The sequence below is a fragment of the Gellertiella sp. DMC107 genome (assembly GCF_056313605.1).
Genome location: NZ_JBQUZZ010000004.1, coordinates 474,985 through 495,406, shown reverse-complemented (window position 1 = coordinate 495,406; position 20,422 = coordinate 474,985). Strand labels below are relative to the sequence as shown.

The 20,422-nt window shown below is 59.9% G+C and carries 14 protein-coding genes; 11 read left to right on the top strand and 3 right to left on the bottom strand.

Annotation, left to right across the window (positions count from 1 at the left end; genetic code table 11):
• Positions 1-16 precede the first annotated feature (16 nt).
• The 3 genes from ACT54B_RS16095 to ACT54B_RS16085 form a co-directional block, all read right to left on the bottom strand.
• On the bottom strand, positions 17-634 hold the full coding sequence (locus tag ACT54B_RS16095) for an alpha-ketoglutarate-dependent dioxygenase AlkB family protein (protein ID WP_476046184.1): 618 nt from the start codon (positions 632-634) through the stop codon (positions 17-19).
• An 11-nt stretch (positions 635-645) separates the two neighbouring features.
• Positions 646-1,080 carry an alternative ribosome rescue aminoacyl-tRNA hydrolase ArfB gene (arfB, locus tag ACT54B_RS16090; RefSeq protein WP_476046183.1) on the bottom strand — a complete coding sequence of 145 codons (435 nt, stop codon included), beginning with the start codon at positions 1,078-1,080 and terminating at the stop codon, positions 646-648.
• A 105-nt stretch (positions 1,081-1,185) separates the two neighbouring features.
• Positions 1,186-2,796, bottom strand: a complete 1,611-nt coding sequence (locus ACT54B_RS16085; RefSeq protein WP_476046181.1) for a phosphoenolpyruvate carboxykinase — start codon at positions 2,794-2,796, stop codon at positions 1,186-1,188.
• Positions 2,797-3,127: 331 nt separating this feature from the next.
• Here ACT54B_RS16085 and ACT54B_RS16080 point away from each other — a divergent pair, with 331 nt between their 5' ends.
• The 11 genes from ACT54B_RS16080 to addA all read left to right on the top strand — a co-directional run bounded on the left by ACT54B_RS16080 (position 3,128) and on the right by addA (position 20,357).
• Positions 3,128-3,856, top strand: coding sequence for a response regulator transcription factor (locus tag ACT54B_RS16080; RefSeq protein WP_476046260.1), 729 nt, complete (start codon positions 3,128-3,130; stop codon positions 3,854-3,856).
• An 84-nt stretch (positions 3,857-3,940) separates the two neighbouring features.
• Entirely contained in the window at positions 3,941-5,716 is a 1,776-nt protein-coding gene (locus ACT54B_RS16075; RefSeq protein WP_476046259.1) for a stimulus-sensing domain-containing protein, read from the top strand.
• Positions 5,713-6,171: an HPr kinase/phosphorylase gene (locus ACT54B_RS16070; RefSeq protein ID WP_476046179.1), complete on the top strand. Its 459-nt coding sequence runs from the start codon at positions 5,713-5,715 to the stop codon at positions 6,169-6,171. The genes ACT54B_RS16075 and ACT54B_RS16070 overlap by 4 nt, the downstream gene beginning before the upstream one ends.
• A gap of 145 nt (positions 6,172-6,316) precedes the next feature.
• Positions 6,317-6,718 carry a PTS sugar transporter subunit IIA gene (locus ACT54B_RS16065; RefSeq protein ID WP_476046177.1) on the top strand — a complete coding sequence of 134 codons (402 nt, stop codon included), beginning with the start codon at positions 6,317-6,319 and terminating at the stop codon, positions 6,716-6,718.
• Between the two features lie 18 nt (positions 6,719-6,736).
• Entirely contained in the window at positions 6,737-7,015 is a 279-nt protein-coding gene (locus ACT54B_RS16060) for an HPr family phosphocarrier protein (RefSeq protein ID WP_476046175.1), read from the top strand.
• 176 nt (positions 7,016-7,191) lie between these two features.
• Positions 7,192-8,592, top strand: a complete 1,401-nt coding sequence (gene ahcY, locus ACT54B_RS16055; protein WP_476046173.1) for an adenosylhomocysteinase — start codon at positions 7,192-7,194, stop codon at positions 8,590-8,592.
• A 202-nt stretch (positions 8,593-8,794) separates the two neighbouring features.
• Complete coding sequence (locus tag ACT54B_RS16050; protein ID WP_476046171.1) at positions 8,795-11,359, top strand: PAS domain-containing sensor histidine kinase; 2,565 nt, start codon at positions 8,795-8,797, stop codon at positions 11,357-11,359.
• 1 nt (position 11,360) lies between these two features.
• Positions 11,361-12,872 (top strand): tRNA (adenosine(37)-N6)-threonylcarbamoyltransferase complex ATPase subunit type 1 TsaE, encoded by a 1,512-nt coding sequence (gene tsaE, locus ACT54B_RS16045; protein WP_476046169.1) that lies wholly within the window; start codon positions 11,361-11,363, stop codon positions 12,870-12,872.
• Between the two features lie 10 nt (positions 12,873-12,882).
• Positions 12,883-13,626: a nucleotidyltransferase family protein gene (locus tag ACT54B_RS16040; protein WP_476046168.1), complete on the top strand. Its 744-nt coding sequence runs from the start codon at positions 12,883-12,885 to the stop codon at positions 13,624-13,626.
• 1 nt (position 13,627) lies between these two features.
• Positions 13,628-16,825: a double-strand break repair protein AddB gene (gene addB, locus ACT54B_RS16035; RefSeq protein WP_476046166.1), complete on the top strand. Its 3,198-nt coding sequence runs from the start codon at positions 13,628-13,630 to the stop codon at positions 16,823-16,825.
• A complete protein-coding gene (gene addA / locus ACT54B_RS16030) occupies positions 16,818-20,357 on the top strand; it encodes a double-strand break repair helicase AddA (protein WP_476046165.1) in 3,540 nt (1,179 codons plus the stop codon). The genes addB and addA overlap by 8 nt, the downstream gene beginning before the upstream one ends.
• Positions 20,358-20,422: the final 65 nt, after the last annotated feature.

Below are 20,422 nucleotides of genomic sequence, written 5' to 3'. Positions count from 1 at the left end.
CCTCATGAAGCTCTATTCAACCAGCGGGCGTTACTCGTCGCAGCGTCAGATTGATACGCCCGCCACTCTTAAGAAGTTCTGATGTGTTGGGGTAAATTCGATCGACGCCATGAAAATTCAGCCGTGAAGCCCCGCCAATCAGGACGATATCGCCGCTCTCCAGCCGAAAGGATTGGGTGCGGTCGCTTCTGTTCGGGCCGCCGATCCGGAAGAGGCAACTGTTGCCCAAGGAAATGGAGAGAACCGGCGCGCTGAACTCGGCTTCGTCGCGATCCTGATGCAGGCCCATTTTCGCGGTATCGCTGTAGAAATTCACCAGGCAGGCCTCGGGGTCGTAGGGCAGTTTTGTCAGGTCGCGCCAGAGCGTGAGGATTTGCTCCGGGATTGCCGGCCATTTCACGCCTGTCTCTGGATGGGTCGATTGATACCGGTAGCCTTTTTCCTTGTCGGTCACCCAGCCAAGCGGTCCGCAATTGGTCATGCGGACAGACATGGGCTGTCCAGTACGCGGCATTTGCGGAATGAACAGGGGCGCTTGCCGGACAACCTCCCGTATATCCCCCACCAGAGCTTCCTGCGCCGGGCGGTCCAGATATTGTGGCAGGTGGCGGATGCCTTTCGGAAGTTCGAGCATTTTTCGTTCCCTCAATCTCCCAGTGGCTTGCCGCGCATCTTTTTCACATCCGCACGCCCTGCCTTCTCCTTCAGACGCCGCTCTACGGCTCCCTTGGAAGGTTTCGTCTTGCGGCGCGGTGGCGGCGGCGGCGCGGCCGCCTCGATAATCAACGCCTTCAACCGATCGCGCGCATCCTCGCGATTGCGCTCCTGGCTGCGAAAGCGGCTGGCTTCGATCATCAGCACGCCCTCTTTGGAGGCACGGCGGCCAGCAAGCTTCAGCGCGTTGTCCTTGACGCGCTCGGAAAGGGACGGAGAGTTCCGAATGTCGAAAAACAGCTGCACCGCGGTGGAAACCTTGTTGACATTCTGGCCACCCGGTCCTCCGGCCAGCACGAATTGTTCTGTCAGTTCCCAGCCGGCAATAGTGATCCTGCTGCTGATTTCGAGTGGGTCGCTGGCCATGCTCACATCCTTTCGATCGCTTCCTATGCCATATCGCAGACGGGAGCTGAAACGAAAAAACCCGGCGGTTATCCGCCGGGTTTCACGTGAATCATGGCGGGCCGCTTACTCGGCAGCCGCCTTTACGCCGGGCGCTGCGTCGCGGACAGTCCCGTCCACATGGTCTTCGAACTTCGAAAAGTTGGCGATGAACATGGACACGAGTTTGCTTGCCTGGGCATCATACGCCGCCGTATCGCCCCACGTGGAGCGCGGATCGAGGATTTTGGCATCGACGCTTTCCACCGCAACCGGAACCTGGAACCCGAAGTTTGGATCTCGGCGGAATTCGGCCTTCTTCAGGCTGCCGTTCAGCGCAGCCGTGAGGAGGGCGCGGGTTGCCTTGATGGGCATGCGGTTTCCCGTGCCATAGGCGCCACCGGTCCAGCCGGTATTGACAAGCCAGCAATCCACGCCGTGACGGGCGATCAGATCGCGCAACAGATTGCCGTATTCCGCGGGGTGGCGGGGCATGAAGGGAGCGCCGAAGCAGGTGGAGAAAGTGGCCTCCGGCTCGGTGACACCCTTTTCGGTGCCGGCAACCTTTGCGGTGTAACCGGACAGGAAGTGGTACATGGCCTGTTCCGGCGTAAGCCGGGCAATGGGCGGAAGCACCCCGAAAGCATCCGCGGTCAGCATGATGATCGTCTTGGGATGACCTGCAATGCCCGTGGCCGAAGCATTCGGAATGAAGTGCAGCGGATAGGCGCACCGGGTGTTTTCTGTCAGCGAACCGTCATTGAAATCCGGATTGCGGTTGGCATCCAGAACCACGTTTTCGAGCACGGTGCCGAAACGCTTGGTCGTTGCATAGATTTCCGGTTCGGCCTCGGCTGACAGGCGGATGGTTTTCGCATAGCAACCGCCTTCGAAATTGAAGATGCCGTGCTCGCCCCAGCCATGTTCGTCGTCACCGATCAGCGTGCGGCTCGGATCGGCGGAAAGCGTGGTCTTTCCGGTGCCGGACAAGCCGAAAAACACCGCGGAATCGCCGTCCGGTCCAACATTGGCCGAGCAATGCATCGGCATGACGCCCTTTTCCGGAAGGAGATAGTTGAGCACGGTGAAGACGGACTTCTTCATTTCACCCGCATAGGAGGTGCCACCGATCAAAACGAGGCCGTTGACCAGATCGCAGGCAATCACGGTTTCGCTGCGGCAGCCATGGCGGGCCGGGTCGGCGCGGAAGCTGGGCAAATCGATGATCGTCAACTTCGGCGTAAATACTGCAAGCTTCGCGCGCTCCGGACGGATCAGCAAATTGCGGATGAAGAGGGAATGCCAGGCAAATTCCGATACCACGCGGGAGGGAAGCGCATTGTCGGCATCTGCTCCGCCCACGAGATCCTGAACGAAAAGATCGCGGCCCTTTGCATGAGCAAGCATGTCCGCCTTGAGGACGGCGAAATGTTCGGGCGAGAGCGGTTTGTTGTTATCCCACCAGATCTGGTTTTCGGTGACGGCGTCCCGCACCACGTACTTGTCTTTTGCGGAGCGGCCGGTGTGCTGGCCCGTCAGTGCACGCAAAGCACCATCCGCAGTCAGCTGGGCTTCACCGCGACGGATGGCTTCCTCATAGAGTTCGGCCTCGCTCAGATTGTAGTGGATGCGTCCGGCATCCGTCAGTCCGATGAGGTCGAGGCCAACGGCCGGGTTACGCATACCGGTTTCAACCATGATCTTGCTTTCCTCCGCTTAAGATCAAATTTTTTCAAATTCCACCGAAGGATACGCATAGTTTTAAATTTTTCAAGCGCCCTATATACGAATTAATGAGTGATTTCAATATATTAATCGATTTAAAGGAATATAGTCCGTTTTAAACCGTTTAAATATCTCTGCTTTTGCAGGTCGTTAACCGTAGATTGGCCGTCTCTGCCGCGACATGGGGCCGGCCCTCCGCTATCCTTGCCACAATTTGTTCCACCTTTACCCTCATAAGCGCGGCGAAGCTGAGCCTGGGCTGGGACTATCCAGGAGAGCGCCGATGATCGTGGAGACTATCACTATGCAAACCATCGCCCTCGTCGATGACGACCGGAATATCCTGACATCCGTGTCGATCGCGCTCGAAGCGGAAGGCTATAAGGTTGAGACCTACACGGACGGCGCTTCCGCGCTCGACGGGTTGCTTGCCCGCCCGCCGCAGCTTGCCATTTTCGATATCAAAATGCCGCGCATGGACGGGATGGAGCTTCTGCGTCGTCTGCGCCAGAAATCGGATCTGCCGGTCATCTTTCTGACGTCCAAGGACGAGGAAATCGACGAACTGTTCGGCCTGAAGATGGGTGCCGACGACTTCATCACGAAGCCCTTTTCCCAGCGCCTTCTGGTAGAACGGGTCAAGGCGATCCTGCGCCGTGCCGCAAGCCGCGAGGCGGCCGTGGCGAGTGGTGGCATGTCGAAGCCGGGCGCCGCCCAGCCGCAAGCCCGCTCGCTGGAGCGGGGTCAGCTGGTCATGGACCAGGAACGCCATACATGCACCTGGAAGGGCGAACCGGTGACGCTGACCGTGACGGAGTTCCTGATCCTTCACTCACTTGCCCAGCGTCCGGGCGTGGTCAAAAGCCGCGACGCGCTGATGGACGCGGCCTACGACGAACAGGTCTACGTCGATGACCGCACCATTGACAGCCATATCAAGCGGCTGCGAAAGAAGTTCAAAATGGTCGATGACGATTTCGACATGATCGAAACCCTCTACGGTGTTGGCTACCGCTTTCGCGAAGCCGCGTGATCGAGAGTTTGATCGCGTTGCAGAGGTGCGGGGCGGCTTGGTCGCCGGGCGGAGAAGAGGCCTGAACGGGTGGCAACTGTACCCATGGACAAGGACGGCGAGGAGCTGGAAGGCGTCGGCACGAGGCGCCCGAGCCGTCCGCTTGTCTCCCGTTTCTTCGTGCTGATTCGCAGGCTTTTCGGCAATGCCGTCTTTTCCAGCCTGACGCGCCGAATCCTGTTCTTCAATCTGACGGCGCTTGTCGTGCTGGTGGGCGGGATCATGTATCTCAACCAGTTCCGCGAGGGTCTCATCGATGCGCGGGTGGAAAGCCTTCTGACCCAGGGCGAGATCATCGCAGGCGCCATCGCCGCCTCTGCTTCGGTCGATACGAATTCCATCACCATCGATCCGCAGAAACTCCTGGAACTCCAGGCGGGACAAAGCATAACCCCCCTGCCCTCGGATGAAGATCTGGAATTCCCCATCGATCCTGAAAAGGTCGCTCCGGTTCTTCGCCGCCTCATTTCCCCCACCCGAACCCGCGCGCGCATTTTCGACGCGGATGCCAACCTGCTTCTGGATTCTCGTCATCTTTATGCCGGCGGCCAAGTGCTGCGATTCGATCTGCCCGCTGTGGAGGGCGAGACGGAAAGCCTGTGGGACCGCATTGGCAGCTGGACGAACCGAATGCTTCAGCAGGGTGGACTTCCGGTCTACAAGGAGGTTCCCGGCGGCGACGGTTCGATCTATCCGGAGGTCATGAACGCCTTGACGGGCGTTCGCGGCGCGGTGGTCCGGGTAACCGATAAGGGCGAGATGATCGTTTCCGTTGCCGTTCCCGTGCAGCGTTTCCGTGCCGTTCTCGGTGTGCTCCTGCTGTCGACGCAAGCGGGAGATATCGACAAGATCGTTCACGCGGAACGGCTGGCCATCCTTCGGGTATTCGGCGTGGCAACCCTGGTCAACGTCATGCTTTCGATGCTTCTTTCCTCCACGATCGCCACACCGCTCAGGCGCCTGTCGGCCGCCGCCATCCGGGTGCGCCGCGGGGCGAAAGAGCGTGAAGAGATCCCCGATTTTTCCGCTCGTCAGGATGAAATCGGCAATCTTTCCGTGGCTTTGCGGGAAATGACGACCGCGCTTTACGACAGGATCGATGCAATTGAACGGTTTGCGGCCGATGTGAGCCATGAACTGAAAAACCCTCTGACTTCGCTGCGAAGCGCGGTGGAAACGCTGCCCCTTGCGAAAAGCGACGAATCCAAGGGACGGCTTCTGGATATCATCCAGCACGACGTCCGCCGGCTCGATCGCCTGATCAGCGATATTTCGGATGCTTCCCGCCTCGATGCGGAGCTGGCGAGGACCGATTCCAAGCCCGTGGATCTTGAAGTGCTGCTGCAGGATCTGGTGCATATTTCCCGGGAAATCCGGTCAGGCAAGAAGCCCGTTCAGATTGAGCTTCATGTCGACAGGAAAGCCGGCGTGAAAACGAATTTTCTGGTCAACGGCCACGATCTGCGCCTCGGGCAAATCGTCACCAATCTGATTGAAAATGCTCGCTCCTTCGTTCCACAGGAAGGCGGACAGATCAGCCTTACCCTGTCGCGTACCCGTGGCCGTTGCATTCTGCAGGTCAACGATAACGGTCCCGGGATCCAGGCCGAGAATATCGACCGTATTTTTGAGCGCTTCTACACCGATCGGCCGGAAAGCGAAGGCTTCGGGCAAAATTCGGGCCTGGGTCTCTCGATAAGCCGGCAGATCGCGGAAGCGCATGGAGGAACCCTGCGCGCAGAGAACCTGACCGATCCCGGAACGGGCATGCTCAAGGGCGCGTCCTTCATCCTGTCGCTGCCGGCGGCTCAACCGGCATGAAGGGACAACCCGTGAATGTCCACGGGACAGCCATCGTCATCGGGACGACCGGACTGCTTTTCATCGGGCCTTCGGGATGCGGCAAGTCCGAGACGGCCCACGCTTGTCTCGGTGCGGCCCGCCAACGCGGTCTGTTCGGCAGGCTGGTAGCGGATGACCAGGTTTTCATCGAGGAGAGAAACGGACGGATCATTGCTTCTCGCCCTCCGACCATTGCGGGCTTGATGGAAATACGCGGGAGCGGAATTGTTAAACTTCCCTCCCTGCCCCATGCCCGCCTCCACTACGCGGTGCAGCCCGCGCCTAGAGAGAGCCTCGAACGATTGCCGGAGGAAAATCTCCGTCACGAAATCCTTCCCGGAGCGAGCCTTCCGCTTTTGAAGGTGGCGCGCGATGCGCCCGATGTGCTGACCATTCTGACGCGGTTCATACCTTTTTTGGACCGAAACGCCTGAACCGGACGTCAAACGAAGGCCCTGGCGGCGGAATTTTGGCAGGGAACGGGCTTTTCCATCATTCAGCCATTCGTCCCGGTGGACGAAAGTGCTGCATTGCGATATTTGGCTCTTCTGATCGGTGAGGCTTTAGGAGCATTTTTAAATGATCGGAGTTGTGCTTGTCACTCATGGCAAGCTGGCTGAAGAATTTCGACATGCCGTTGAACACGTCGTCGGACCGCAGAAGCTGATCGAAACGATTTCGATCGGCCCGGAAGACGACATGGACCAGCGCCGTCAGGATATCCTGGAAGCCGTAATGCGCGCGAACGAAGGTCATGGCGTCATCATTCTGACGGACATGTTCGGGGGCACGCCCTCCAACATGGCCATCTCGGTGATGCAGGCCGGTCATGTAGAGGTCATTGCGGGAATGAATTTGCCCATGCTGATCAAGCTGGCCGGTGTGCGGGGCGAGAACAATATGGAAAAAGCGCTGGCCGATGCCTCCGAAGCGGGGCGAAAGTACATCAACGTCGCAAGCCGCGTTCTCAGCGGCAAGTAACCTCACCAGGACAAGACCATGGCCGAACTGCTTTCCCGTGAATTGCTGATCATCAACAAACGGGGATTGCACGCGCGGGCATCGGCAAAATTCGTTCAGGTCGTGGACGGTTTCGATGCCAAGATTACCGTCAGTCGCGATGGCATGACGGTCGGGGGCACTTCGATCATGGGTCTGATGATGCTGGCGGCAAGCCCTGGCTGCACGATTCTCGTCACAGCCGAGGGCGCCCAGGCGCAGGAAGCGCTCGACGCGCTGGACGCCCTCATCGCCGACAAATTCGGCGAAGAAATGTAAGAACGCTTACCACATAAAGACTTCTTTATATCCTTATTGCCATAAATCTCGATTACTGCTACATCGGCTGCCACCAAAGCCGGCACCGCATTCGTGCCGTGCGAAGATTCTTGGAATGCCTTTGCCCGGATAGACGCATGATTGCTCCCGGGCCCTCAACCCGCCTGGAGAAATTTATGAGCGCTGTGAAGGACTACATCGTCGCCGATATCGCCCTTGCCGACTTCGGCCGCAAGGAAATCAGCATTGCGGAAACGGAAATGCCCGGCCTGATGGCTTGCCGGACAGAATTCGGCGATCGCAAGCCGCTGAAGGGCGCCCGGATTTCCGGCTCGCTGCACATGACCATCCAGACGGCCGTGCTGATCGAGACCCTGGTCGCCCTGGGGGCGGATGTTCGCTGGGCATCCTGCAACATCTTTTCCACCCAGGATCACGCTGCCGCGGCAATTGCCGCATCGGGCGTTCCGGTCTTTGCGGTGAAGGGTGAAAGCCTGGAAGAATATTGGGAATATACCGACAAGATTTTCCATTGGGCCGACGGTGGCGTCTCGAACATGATCCTCGATGATGGCGGCGATGCGACCATGTACATTCTGCTCGGCGCCCGCGCGGAGGCCGGCGAAGACGTGCTGAGCACGCCCGGTTCGGAAGAAGAAGAGATTCTGTTCGCGCAGATCAAGAAGCGGCTGAAAGCTTCTCCGGGCTGGTTCACCAAGCAGCGCGACGCGATCAAGGGCGTGACGGAAGAAACCACCACCGGCGTCCATCGTCTCTACCAGCTGGCGGAAAAGAAGCTTCTGCCGTTCCCCGCGATCAACGTGAACGACTCGGTGACGAAGTCCAAGTTCGACAACAAGTACGGCTGCAAGGAATCGCTGGTGGACGGCATCCGTCGCGGAACGGATGTCATGATGGCGGGCAAGGTCGCCGTCGTGTGCGGTTATGGCGACGTCGGCAAGGGCTCTGCTGCCTCGCTGCGCGGCGCAGGTGCTCGCGTCAAGGTGACGGAAATCGATCCGATCTGCGCCCTTCAAGCCGCCATGGACGGTTTTGAAGTGGTTCGGCTGGAGGATGTCGTCGCATCGGCGGATATCTTCATCACCACGACCGGCAACAAGGATGTCATCCGCATCGAGCACATGCGCGAGATGAAAGATATGGCCATCGTCGGCAATATCGGCCATTTCGACAATGAAATTCAGGTCGCCGCGCTGCGGAACCTGAAGTGGACCAACATCAAGCCCCAGGTCGACATGATCGAGTTCCCGAAAGGCAACCGCATGATCCTCCTGTCGGAAGGTCGCCTGCTCAATCTGGGCAACGCAACGGGCCATCCGTCTTTCGTGATGTCCGCCTCTTTCACCAATCAGGTTCTTGCCCAGATCGAGCTCTTCACCAAGCAGGGCGAGTACAAGAACGACGTCTATGTCCTGCCCAAACACCTCGACGAGAAGGTCGCACGCCTTCACCTCGAAAAGCTTGGCGCAAGCCTGACGGAGCTTTTGCCCGAGCAGGCCGCCTATATAGGCGTGGAAACCAGCGGCCCGTTCAAGGCGGAACACTACCGCTATTAACCATAGCGCCCATATCCACAACATCTTGTGGCCGTCGCCTTGACAAAAGGCGACGGCTTCTTTTTTGCCCCGGACTCTTTCCGGCGAATCCCTTCCACAGTATCTTTTTAGGACTTGATTCGGAGGTTTTGCGGCCAAGCGCAGCCCTCTGGAAATGGGATGTCTTGTCGAGATGCGGCACCAAGGACGGAGACAGACCGGAATGTCGGACAGAAAATTTGGCACGCGCGAGCGGGCCGTGGATAGCGCTCGCTCATCTGTGACGGGCGTTACCCTCGTATCGAAATCAGTTGGTAGCAGGCCTGCCCGCCTGAAGGCGGGACTGCGTGGCTTATGGCTTTCGGGAACGGCGCTTGCGGGTTTGACCGCGCCCGTTCTGGCAGCGGAAACCCGTGCGGTGGAAGCACGCCTTTTCACCTCATTCGAAGCGATTGCGTCGTCCCTGGTGATGGGAGTCATATCCGCAGCGCTCTTTTCGGCCGTCTGGCTCATCCGCCAGAAAGGAACGATCGAAAACGAAAGCCGCGAGGTTCGCTCGGCTCTTTCCGATGCACAACAGCGCATTTCCCGCTATCAGGCCCTCATTGCCGACAAGAACCGCCGGATCGTCATATGGGACGAGCATGACAGCAAGCCGGAAATTCTGGGTCATCTGCCACTGGAAACGGGAGCGCCGGAACCAGGCAGCGAATTTCTGGCCTTCGGCCGGTGGTTGAAGAGCCAATCGGCAGCCGAGATCGACCGGGCCATCGACCAGTTGCGGAGCCATGCGCAAACATTCGATCTGGTCGTGGAGACCCATCGCGAAGAAGTGCTCGAGGTCCAGGGGCGGGTATCCGGCGGGCGCGCTTTTGTCCGTTTCGTGGCCCTCAACAACCTGCGGGCCGAACTGGCCGAGCTGAAGATCGAGCATGAACGTCTTTCGAGCTCGATCTCGCTGTTCCAGAAGCTGCTCGATTCCATCGACATGCCGGTCTGGCAGCGCGACCGTGACGGCAACCTGACCTGGGTCAATGAGGCCTATGGAGAAGCGGTGGAGGCCGCCTCGCCCCACCAGGCCGTCGAGGAAGGGCGCGAAATTCTCGGGACCGTGGCGCGGGAGAAAATCAAGGCGACGGCGACGGCTGAATCGCCATTCCACGACAAGCTTTCCACTGTGGTCAAGGGTGCGCGGACGTTCTACGACGTCGTGGATGTACGCTCGGCGCAGGGGGCAGCCGGAATGGCCGTCGATGTTTCCGAAACGGAGCGGGTGCGCGAAGAGCTTCGCCGCACCATTCAGGCGCATGCGGAAACGCTCAATCATCTGGCAACGCCCGTGGCGATCTTCGATGGCAATCGGCGGCTCCAGTTCTACAATCAGGCTTTTGTGCGCCTCTGGGAGCTGGATATCGCTTTCCTGGAATCCGCGCCGGATAATAGCGAACTTCTCGACCGGCTTCGTTCTGCGAAGAAACTCCCGGAACAACTGAACTGGAAGAGCTGGAAGGACAATGCCCTTTCCGCCTATCAGGCGCTCGATACCCAGACCGATCTCTGGCACCTGCCGAATGGGCAAACCCTGCGGGTCTTCGCCACGGCCCACCCGCAAGGCGGGGCAACCTGGGTGTTCGAGAACCTTACCGAGCAGGTCGATCTGGAAACCCGCTACAATACCTTGCAGCAGGTACAGGGCGAAACGATCGACCATCTGGCAGAAGGGGTCGCGGTGTTCGGTCCCGACGGCCGGATCAAGCTTTCCAATCCCGCATTCCGGGCTCTGTGGGGCGTCACCGAGGTACAGACTGCGCCCGGAACCCATATCCGCGCGATCGAGGATGCCTGCAAGCCCAGTTACGACCAACCGGACGGTTGGCGCCAGTACGGAAAAATGATTACCAGCTTCGATGACGAGCGGCCTTCCCTGCAGGGCACTCTGGAGCTGAAATCGGGACTTGTACTCGATTATGCGGTCATTCCGCTTCCCAATGCGCAAACCATGCTCACCTTCGTGAACATGACCGACAGTGTTCGGGCCGAACGGGCGCTTACGGAGAAAAACGAGGCCCTTCGCAAGGCCGACGACCTGAAGAACGATTTCGTCCAGCACGTATCTTACGAGCTGCGCTCTCCCCTGACCAATATCATCGGCTTTACCGATCTGCTGAAAACCCCGGCAGCCGGTACGCTGACACCCAGGCAGGCCGAGTATGTGGATTATATTTCCACGTCCTCCGCCGTGCTTCTCACGCTCGTGAACGATATTCTGGACCTGGCGACGGTCGACGCCGGTATCATGAAGCTGAACTATACCGATGTGTCCATCGACGATCTGCTGGATGACGTCGCGATTCACATCGCCGACCGGCTGCAGGAATCCGGCGTGATGCTGGAAATCGTGGCTCCGGCAAGCCTCGGTTCGATCCTGGCAGACCAGCAACGCCTGAAGCAGATCCTGCTGAAGCTTCTGAACAATGCAGCGAATTTCGCTCCCGAGCGCTCTACCATCACGCTGCGCTGTGAGCGGGATGGCAGCGACTTCGTCTTCTCCGTTTCGGATACAGGCCCCGGCATACCGGCGGACATGCTGAAATCCGTCTTTGACCGATTTGAAACCAATGGTCGGGGCGGCAAGCGAAGCGGCACCGGGCTTGGGCTATCCATCGTCGAAAGCTTCGTCCACCTTCACAATGGTTCGGTCGGCATCGAAAGTCCTGCCGGTGGCGGAACCACGGTCACGTGCCGCATTCCGTCCGGAGAATCGGCCCGGGTGATCGCGGCGGAATAAGATGCAGATTTCCCTGCACCTTGCAGATGAAGCCGAGACACAACGCCTGGGGAGCGATTTGGCGCTCGCCATGAGGCCCGGTGACGTGCTCTCGCTCTCGGGCGATCTCGGTGCGGGAAAATCCACGCTTGCCCGCGCTTTGCTGCGAACGATTGCCGATGATCCGGAACTTGAGGTTCCCAGCCCCACATTCACGCTCGTGCAAAACTACGATCTGCGTATCCCGGCTGCCCATTTCGACTTCTATCGTCTTTCCGATCGTTCGGAGCTGGAAGAATTGGGATTTGACGAAGCCATCCGCGATGGGATCGCAATCGTCGAATGGCCGGAACGCATGCCGGAGGCTCTTCCTGCCGGGCAAATCAGGATCGTTATCAATCATGACGATCAAGGCCGGCGGGCCGACATTTCCGCAGACGGTGCCGCGCTGGCCCGAATCGAACGCAGCCTGGCGATCCGGGAATTTCTCAAAAACCACGGGTTTCCCGACGCGGAGCGCCGATATCTCACCGGCGATGCCTCTGTCAGAGCCTATGAGTATATCCCTCGTCCGGATGGCTCCCGCCTGATCTTGATGGATTGGCCAAAACCCCCGGAAGGGCCGCCTGTCTTTGAAGGCAAACCCTATGCGAAAGTTGCCCATATCGCCCAGAATGCCTGGCCCTTCATCGCCCTGGCGGAAGAAATGGACAGGCAGGGCTTCGCCGTCCCGCAGGTGCTGGCGCAGGATTGCGAGAAAGGCATCCTGCTGCTCAGCGATCTCGGTGCCGACAGCGTGCTCGACGAGGCCGGCGAGCCGATCGAGGAACGGTATCGCGAGGCGATTCTGATTCTGGCCAGACTCCATGCCGCGCCTTTCGCTCGCGAAATCGAGGTGAAGCAGGCCGCCGGATCCTACCATCGCCACGTCATTCCGGATTTCGATCAAGTGCCGATGGCCATGGAGACCCGGCTTTTGCTCGATTGGTATCTCCCGTGGAAGCGGGGGCATGAGGCCAGCCGGCAGGAGCGGGAGTCCTATCAAGACATCTGGCGCCAGTTGATCGATGATCTGGGCGCATCCGAGAAAAATCTCCTATTGCGCGATTATCACTCGCCCAACCTGATCTGGCGGGCGACGGAAAAGGGTATCCGCAAAATAGGCATTCTTGACTTTCAGGATTCGATGATCGGCCCTACGGCCTATGACGTGGCTTCCCTGATCCAGGATGCGCGCGTGACAATTCCGGAAGCCATGGGGGACCGCCTGCTTTCCGCCTATCTGGAAGCAAGAAGGAACACTCCTTCATTCGATGTGGTGCGTTTTCGTCGGGATCTGGCCGTCCTGGAAGCCCAAAGAAATTGCAAGTTGGCCGGACTTTGGGTGCGCCTTTGGCAACGGGACGGCAAAGCCGCCTATATGAAGCACATACCCCGCACCTTGCGTTATCTTGAAAAAGCACTGATGCAGGATGCTCTCCAACCCTTGCGCAACTGGTTTATCGAGGCTCGAATAGGCATCCTCGAATCATGACGGGATGACCATGCCGGATACCAGATCTCCGATAAGTCAGGCCATGATACTGGCCGCAGGGCTTGGAACACGGCTGCGGCCTATCACGGACCGGATGCCCAAGCCGCTTGTTCCTGTCGGTGGCAAGCCGATGATCGATTATGTCCTGGATCTTCTGCTCGAGGCGGGCGTTCGCACGGCATGCGTGAATGTCCACCACTTCGCGGATCAGATGGAAAACCACCTTGCCAGCGAAACGCGACTCCGCATCGTCCTGTCGGACGAGCGGTCCGCTCTGATGAATTCCGGCGGCGGTCTGGTCAAAGGTCTCGAACTCTTGTCCGACGAACCGACGCTCGTCATGAATGCAGACCTTTTCTGGGTGAACGAAGCGACGGGAGAAAAACCTGCGCTTTTGCAGCTGGCCGAAGCGTTTGATGCCCGACGGATGGATATGCTTCTGCTCTGCGTACCGCTGGAGAAGACGACCGGGCATAATGGCAAGAAGGATTTCAGCATCGGGGCAGAGGGGCGATTGAGCCGCTACCAGGAAGGAATGCCATGCCCCGTTGTTTATGCGGGAGCGTTGGCGGTACACCCCGCGCTTTTTGCCGATGCGCCACGCGACGCTTTCAATCTCAACATCTATTTTGACAGGGCAATCCATTCCGGACGGCTCTTTGGCATAGTGCTGGACGCGGACTGGATAACTGTGGGAACACCGGAGGCAATCACGGCTGCAGAGGCCGTTTTGGCACGACGGCTGGAGCGATGACATGGCGAGGAGCTCCCGCCGTGTACTGACCATCCCTCCGGGACTTCCCTTTCTCCCCACATTGGCTGCCGCCATTTGCGAGGGCAAGGTTGTGCCGGATTTCAGGCTTGACCCCGCGGCTCCCGAAAATCTGGCTTCGCTGACCATCTATGTCCCCACACGCAGAGCCGTACGCGTGCTGCGATCGGAATTTGTCACCCTGCTGGGAGGCCGGGCGGCCATTCTTCCGCAGATCCGGCCGCTGGGCGAAACAGACGATGATTCCGGTTACTTCGATCTCGAGCCGCCCGAAGTCCTGGATCTTGCCGAGCCCTTGCCCTCGACAGCCCGATTGCTGGAGTTGGCGCGCCTCATTCTGGCGTGGCGAAACAAACTGCCCGAAACAGTGGCGCGCATGCATCCGGATTCGCCGCTCGCCGCGCCCGCAAGTCCGGCCGATGCGGTCTGGCTGGCCCGCGACCTGTCGGAGCTCATCGATTCCATCGAAACCGAGGAGCGTGACTGGGAGGATCTTCGCCGGCTCGATACGGAGGCCTATTCGGCCTGGTGGCAGCTAACGGCCGAATTCCTGAAGATCGCCAGCCATTTCTGGCCTGCTCGACTGGAAGAACTGAAGGCTTCCTCGTCAGCCCGCCACAGGAACGCGCTGTTGCGTGTCGAGGCGCGACGGCTGGCCGCCCTTGATGGCAAGGCCGATCCGGTCATTGTTGCCGGATCCACCGGATCGGTGCCGGCGACTGCCGAACTGATCGGTGTGGTGGCGGGACTGAAGCAGGGGGCCGTTGTGCTTCCCGGTCTGGACCAGGTCATGAATGACGAAGACTGGAAGGACGTGGCGCCCCTCGGGGCAGACGGTCTTCTTCCTGACCCGGCCCGCCGCTCGCATTCGCAGTATGGTCTGGCTGTTCTCCTGCAAAAACTCGGCGTGCAGCGTGACAAAGTCTTGCCGCTTGCCGAACCGTCCGGGGATATGGTTCTACGACAGAAAATTCTTTCCGCAGCGCTGGCGCCTGCAGAATCGACCAGCCGATGGCGGTCGTGGCGCGACAGCCTCGAGCCGGGAGCCTTCGAGAGCGCCTTTGCGGATGTGAGCCTCATCGAAGCTGCCAATGAACGGGAGGAAGCCGCTGCGATCGCCGTAGCCCTTCGCCTGGCGCTGGAGCGACCTGGCCGGCATGGCCCGTCGCAGGCCGCGCTGATTACGCCGGATCGGGGCCTGGCGCGCCGGGTGAAAGCAGAGCTTGCCCGTTTTGGAATCGAGGCCGACGACACCGCGGGCACGCCGCTGATGGCCACACAGCAGGGGACGCTCACCCGGCTGTTGCTTGAATCTACGCTCCGCCCGGGAGATCCGGTGGCCGTGATCGCCCTCCTCAAGCATCCGCTCGCCCGCTTCGGCATGGATGCCGACACCTTGCCTCAGGCGGCCTCTGCCCTTGAGCTACTGGCGCTTCGCGGCGGCACCGGGGCGGTCAGCCTTTCCACTCTCGATACGCTTCTCGAACAGAGGCTCAAGGAACAGGCCGAAGCCTATCATGTCCCGGAATGGCGCAAATCCCTTGCCGCTGACGCCATCGAACCCGCGCGCGCCCTGGCGGCTCGGATCGCAAAGGCAGTCGCGCCTCTCAGTGAGGCCTTGGAGAGCACCGAGAGAGACGGCACGCCTCGGCAGGCGCTGGCCCTCTCCGCGTGGGCGGAACGCACCGGGCGTGCCCTGGAAGCTGTCGCGTGCTGCCCGTCCAAAGGATTTGGTCCGCTTTGGTCCGATGAGGCCGGAGCGGCTCTGGCGGATCTTCTGTCTTCGATTATCGAAACGGACGGGATCATCGAGGCCGATGGGCCGCAATGGGCTGACATCATGGATGCCTTTCTGGCCGGTGAGCAGGTAAAGCCCCGCGCCATGAGTCATCCCCGCGTCTTTATCTTCGGTACTCTGGAAGCACGTCTCCAAACGGTGGATACGCTGATCCTCGGAGGCCTGAACGAGGGTATCTGGCCGGCCCAGACCTCGGGTAATCCCTTTCTTTCTCGCATGATGAAAACCGGCATCGGGCTGGAGCCACCCGAGCGGCGAACTGGCCAGCATGCGCATGATTTCGAGATGGCGAACGGAACAAGGCATCTCATCTACTCCCGCTCTGCCCGGACCGGATCGGCTCCAGCCGTCGCGTCCCGATGGCTGCAGCGGTTGATCGCCCTGGGTGGCCAGGATTTTGCCGAGGGTTTGCGGGAAAGAGCCCGCGCCTATTGTCACTGGGCGGCGTGCCTCGATAACGACGAGCGGCAGGAGCCCGCGCAACGGCCTGATCCCCGGCCGCCGGCCGAAATGCAGCCCAAATCCTATTCGTTCAGCGAAGTCGGCCGGCTTCGTCGCGATCCTTATGCCATCTATGCCCGACGCGTCCTCAGGCTCGATCCTTTGGAGGGGTATAATTCCGATCCCGGAACAGCGGAACGGGGAATACTCTATCATCGCATCGTGGACCGGTTCATCCGGGAAGGACACAAGGCCGGCACTCCGGGCGCCCTCGATGCAATGAGCCGGATTCTCGAAGAAGAATTCGACCGGGAAAACCTGCCTGCCCATGTGGATGCGGTCTGGCGCCCCCGCTTCAAGGACGTGGGGGCTGCCTTTCTCCGGTGGCAGGAACGGCGGGAAGAGGGAATCATCGGTAGTCTCACAGAAGTTCGTGCACGGCTGGAGCTTCCGGCTCTCGGCATCAGCCTGACGGGTGTGGCGGACCGGATCGATCTCAAGGCCAATGGGCTTGCAGACATCATCGATTACAAGACCGGATCCAATCCGTCCAAAGCGCAGGCGCGCAGCCTCCTGGATCCCCAGCTGGCACTCGAAGCAGCGGCTTTGATGGGAGGTGCTTTCAAGGGTGTGAAAGCCATGGATCCGGATGACCTGCTGTATGTACGCCTGCGCCCCGGCCGTCGTTTCGCCGAAGAAGCCGTCAATAACGACAAGGCGAAAACGTCCTCCTCGGCTCAGGTGAAATCTGCGGCCTATCTGGCACAGGAATCGGTCCACGAGCTGCATCGGTTCGTCGAGGTCCTCAAGCGCGGCGAGCGCGGCTTTATGTCCCGCCTCATTCCCGCCAGCGCCCGAGAATATGCGGGCGATTACGATCACCTCGCGCGGGTTGCCGAATGGGCCACAGCCGACAGCGAGGAGGCCGAAAGCGATGAGTGAATTCGAGCCCCTTCCAGAACTTCGCGAGCCCGGCGCATGGGTTGGCTGGACAACCGTACAGCAGTCGATCGCTTCCGACCCCGACCGTTCAGCGTGGGTTTCCGCCAATGCAGGCTCGGGCAAAACCCATGTACTGACCCAGCGCGTCATGCGGCTGCTGCTGTCTGGTGCGCGCCCGTCTGCCATTCTTTGCCTGACCTATACAAAGGCGGCGGCGTCTGAAATGTCCAACCGCGTTTTTCAGCGACTGTCGGAATGGGCGACGATCAGCGATGATGAACTGAGCCGCCGGCTTACCGAGATCGAAGGTCGTGAGCCGGATTCACTCCGCCTTCTGGAAGCCCGTCGACTGTTCGCTCGTGCCCTGGAGACACCAGGCGGGCTGAAAATCCAGACGATTCACGCTTTTTCAGAAGCACTGCTTCATCAGTTTCCGCTGGAAGCCAATGTGGCAGGACATTTTTCGGTTCTCGACGACCGTTCGGCAGCCGCACTTCTGGCAGATGCGAAGCGCAGTCTGCTGAGCGCAACCCGAAGCGAGGCGGATGACACGCTTGCGGCAGCCTTTGCCCACGTGCTTGAGTTGGCAGACGACACAGGTCTGGAAGACCTGCTCGATACAATCATCGCCTTTCGAAATCCCATACGCCGCTTCCTGAAAGAAGCCATGTTGACCGGGAATGTCGAAAGCAACCTCCGGCGAGCCTTTGGTCTTCCGGAGGGGGAGACGGGCACCGCCGTTCTTGGGGCAGCCTGGCCGCTTCCCGGATTGCGGGGATCTTTGCTGCAGGCCTATCTCGAAGCAGCCAGCACTATCGGAGGCAAGAAGGCGAGCGACAGCGCGGGGTTACTTGAAGCGGTCGTGCAGGAAACCGATCCGGAGCGACGGCTCGATCTGCTGAAATCCGTGTTTCTGACCCAAAAAGAAGAACCCAAGGCCCTTTCCGGCATCCTGACGACAAAGATGATCAATGCCCATCCTGAGCTCGAGGCGGCCGTACTGGAAGCGCAGTCGCATGTGGCGACCCTTGTCGACCGCTGGCGGATCCATGCCATGCTCGACGCCAGCCATTCTGCGCTGATACTCGCCGAGCGGTTGGAGACCGATTACGAGAACCTGAAAAGAAGGCGGTGCTATCTCGACTTTGAAGATCTGATCGTGCGCACCGCCGATCTGCTGACCCGTTCGGACGCGGCGCCCTGGGTGCATTACAAGCTCGATCAGGGGATCGATCATATCCTCGTCGACGAGGCACAGGATACGAGTCCGGAGCAATGGCGCATCATCGGTGCCCTTGCAGACGACTTTTTCTCCGGCCATTCCGCGAGAAGCGTACGACGGACACTGTTTGCCGTCGGCGACGAAAAGCAGTCCATCTACTCCTTTCAAGGCGCCAGACCGGAACGGTTTTCGGAAGAAAGGCGGACGGTGAGCCGCAAGGCGAGCGTCAACGGGCAGTTTTCCTCCATCCGGCTGCCGCTTTCCTTCCGCTCTACGGATGCGGTGCTGAAGGCCGTCGACCAGGTCTTTGCCAGCGCGGAAAATGCGCGCGGCTTGAGTGCGATGGGTGAAGCCGTTCAACACCGCTCGTCACGCATCGGCCATCCGGGTTCGGTTGAACTCTGGAATATGATCCCTGCGGAACCCTCCCCACCCGACGAAGACTGGACGGCTCCCTTCGACTCCACGCCGGAGAGCGCTCCAGCAGCCATTTTGGCCCGCAGGATCGCCCACAGGATCGCGGAGATGGTGGGCAAGACCGCCATCCTGGAGAAGGGCAAAAAACGGCTTATCGAAGCGGGTGACATCCTGGTGCTGGTGCGCAAGCGCGATGCTTTCGTCAATGCCTTGAATCGGGCCCTGAAGCGCCTTGGCTCCATTCCCGTTGCGGGCGCGGACCGACTTAAGCTGACGAGCCATATCGCGATCCAGGATCTGATGGCGCTTGGCCGCGTGCTCTGCCAGGAAGGCGACGATCTTTCGCTTGCTGCAGTCTTGAAAAGTCCGCTCTTCAATCTGGGCGAAGAGGATCTCTTCGAGCTTGCGGCGCGCCGGCCGGACGGGCTGTCTCTCTTCCGTCATCTGTCGTTGATGGCCGAAACCAATCCGCGCTTTGGTCTCGCCTTCAGCGATCTGCTTGCCATGGGGCGGCTCGCTCGGCACGCCCCCGTTCATGATTTTTATGCCCGTGTTCTGGGGTCTTTTGGTGGACGGCGACGGTTCCTTGCCCGGCTGGGCAGCGAAGCTTCCGACATTCTGGATGAATTTCTGAGCTTTGCCCTGGACCATGAAACCACCGGCTTGCCCGGTCTCACCGCCTTCCTGGCTACGCTCGAGATGGAATCTCCCGAGGTGAAGCGGGAGCAGGACAAGGGTCGAGGCGAGGTGCGCATCATGACGGTGCATGCGGCAAAGGGCTTGGAAGCGCCCGTCGTCTTCCTCGTCGATGGCGGGTCTCAACCCTTTAATGCGCAGCACATGCCGAAACTCCGGTTCGTCGACACACGAACCGGGCCAGTCCCGGTTTGGCTCCCCAGCCGTGCCTTCAGCAACTCCGTGACGGCAGCTGATGAAGCCCGATTGCGAAATTCTGCGGAAGAAGAATATCGCCGGCTTCTGTATGTGGGCATGACGAGGGCAGCGGACCATCTTCTCATTTGCGGTTATCGCGGTACACGTGAGGTCGTCGGCACCTGGCATACGCTTGTACGGTCGGCTCTTTCGGAGGCGGCCGGTGAGGTAAGGGAAGCGCGCTTTGTCGGTCCTGACGGCGAATGGGAGGGGTTGCGCTGGGTCGATGCAGGCCGTCTCCCCGAGAGCGACACGGCCCCGATTGCAGAGGCAACCGCAAGCCTGCCGCCGCTTCCAGAGGCTCTGTCCATGCCGTTGCCGGATGAGCCTTTCCTGCCCCGTCCCCTCAGCCCGTCGGAGGCGGGGGTGGTGGTCGAAGAGGAGGAAGGCGACCGTCTCGTCATTTCCCCTCTTTTCAGGGACGGACCGGCACCCAATCGGGCTGCCCAAAGGGGCAAGCTCACCCACCGCCTCCTGCAGGTCCTCCCGGATCTGCCGGAAGCGGATAGGGAAGAGGCAGCGCGCCGCTATCTGACACGCTCGGCCCGCTCCTGGCCGTTGCAGGAACGAGAAGAACTGGTTGCCAGGACCATGGGGCTTCTTGGCGATCCCGGCTTGGCCCGCCTATTCGGCCCCGGTTCCCGGGCAGAGGTTGCCACCATGGGCACCTTGCGGCTGGGAAGGCGGGAATATGCCATTTCCGGCCGGCTCGACCGGCTGGCGGTCTTGGAAGACCGGGTCATCCTGGCGGATTTCAAGACAAACCGAAATCCCCCGGCAAAAATCGAAGACGTACCGCTTCCCCACCGGGCACAGCTCGCCATTTACCGGTCAATACTGAAACCCCTTTATCCGGATCGTTCGATCGACTGTCTCCTGATCTATACGGAAACGGGAATGCCTCTTCTTCTTGACGATGCCTTTCTCGATGCCAGCCTTGCCGAAATCACGCCAAAGTGAGATAGGTCTCGTTGAAAAACGAGCGGCGTGCGCTCACATGTTCATCAACGAAATTCTTCCCAAGG

Coding starts and splice junctions, on each gene's coding strand:
- ACT54B_RS16085 (WP_476046181.1), bottom strand. CDS start 2,796: ATGGTTGAAACCGGTATGCGTAACCCGGCCGTTGGCCTCGACCTCATC.
- tsaE (WP_476046169.1), top strand. CDS start 11,361: ATGCAGATTTCCCTGCACCTTGCAGATGAAGCCGAGACACAACGCCTG.
- ACT54B_RS16080 (WP_476046260.1), top strand. CDS start 3,128: ATGCAAACCATCGCCCTCGTCGATGACGACCGGAATATCCTGACATCC.
- ACT54B_RS16070 (WP_476046179.1), top strand. CDS start 5,713: ATGAAGGGACAACCCGTGAATGTCCACGGGACAGCCATCGTCATCGGG.
- ahcY (WP_476046173.1), top strand. CDS start 7,192: ATGAGCGCTGTGAAGGACTACATCGTCGCCGATATCGCCCTTGCCGAC.
- ACT54B_RS16075 (WP_476046259.1), top strand. CDS start 3,941: ATGGACAAGGACGGCGAGGAGCTGGAAGGCGTCGGCACGAGGCGCCCG.
- ACT54B_RS16095 (WP_476046184.1), bottom strand. CDS start 634: ATGCTCGAACTTCCGAAAGGCATCCGCCACCTGCCACAATATCTGGAC.
- ACT54B_RS16050 (WP_476046171.1), top strand. CDS start 8,795: ATGTCGGACAGAAAATTTGGCACGCGCGAGCGGGCCGTGGATAGCGCT.
- ACT54B_RS16065 (WP_476046177.1), top strand. CDS start 6,317: ATGATCGGAGTTGTGCTTGTCACTCATGGCAAGCTGGCTGAAGAATTT.
- ACT54B_RS16060 (WP_476046175.1), top strand. CDS start 6,737: ATGGCCGAACTGCTTTCCCGTGAATTGCTGATCATCAACAAACGGGGA.
- ACT54B_RS16040 (WP_476046168.1), top strand. CDS start 12,883: ATGCCGGATACCAGATCTCCGATAAGTCAGGCCATGATACTGGCCGCA.
- addB (WP_476046166.1), top strand. CDS start 13,628: ATGGCGAGGAGCTCCCGCCGTGTACTGACCATCCCTCCGGGACTTCCC.
- arfB (WP_476046183.1), bottom strand. CDS start 1,080: ATGGCCAGCGACCCACTCGAAATCAGCAGCAGGATCACTATTGCCGGC.
- addA (WP_476046165.1), top strand. CDS start 16,818: ATGAGTGAATTCGAGCCCCTTCCAGAACTTCGCGAGCCCGGCGCATGG.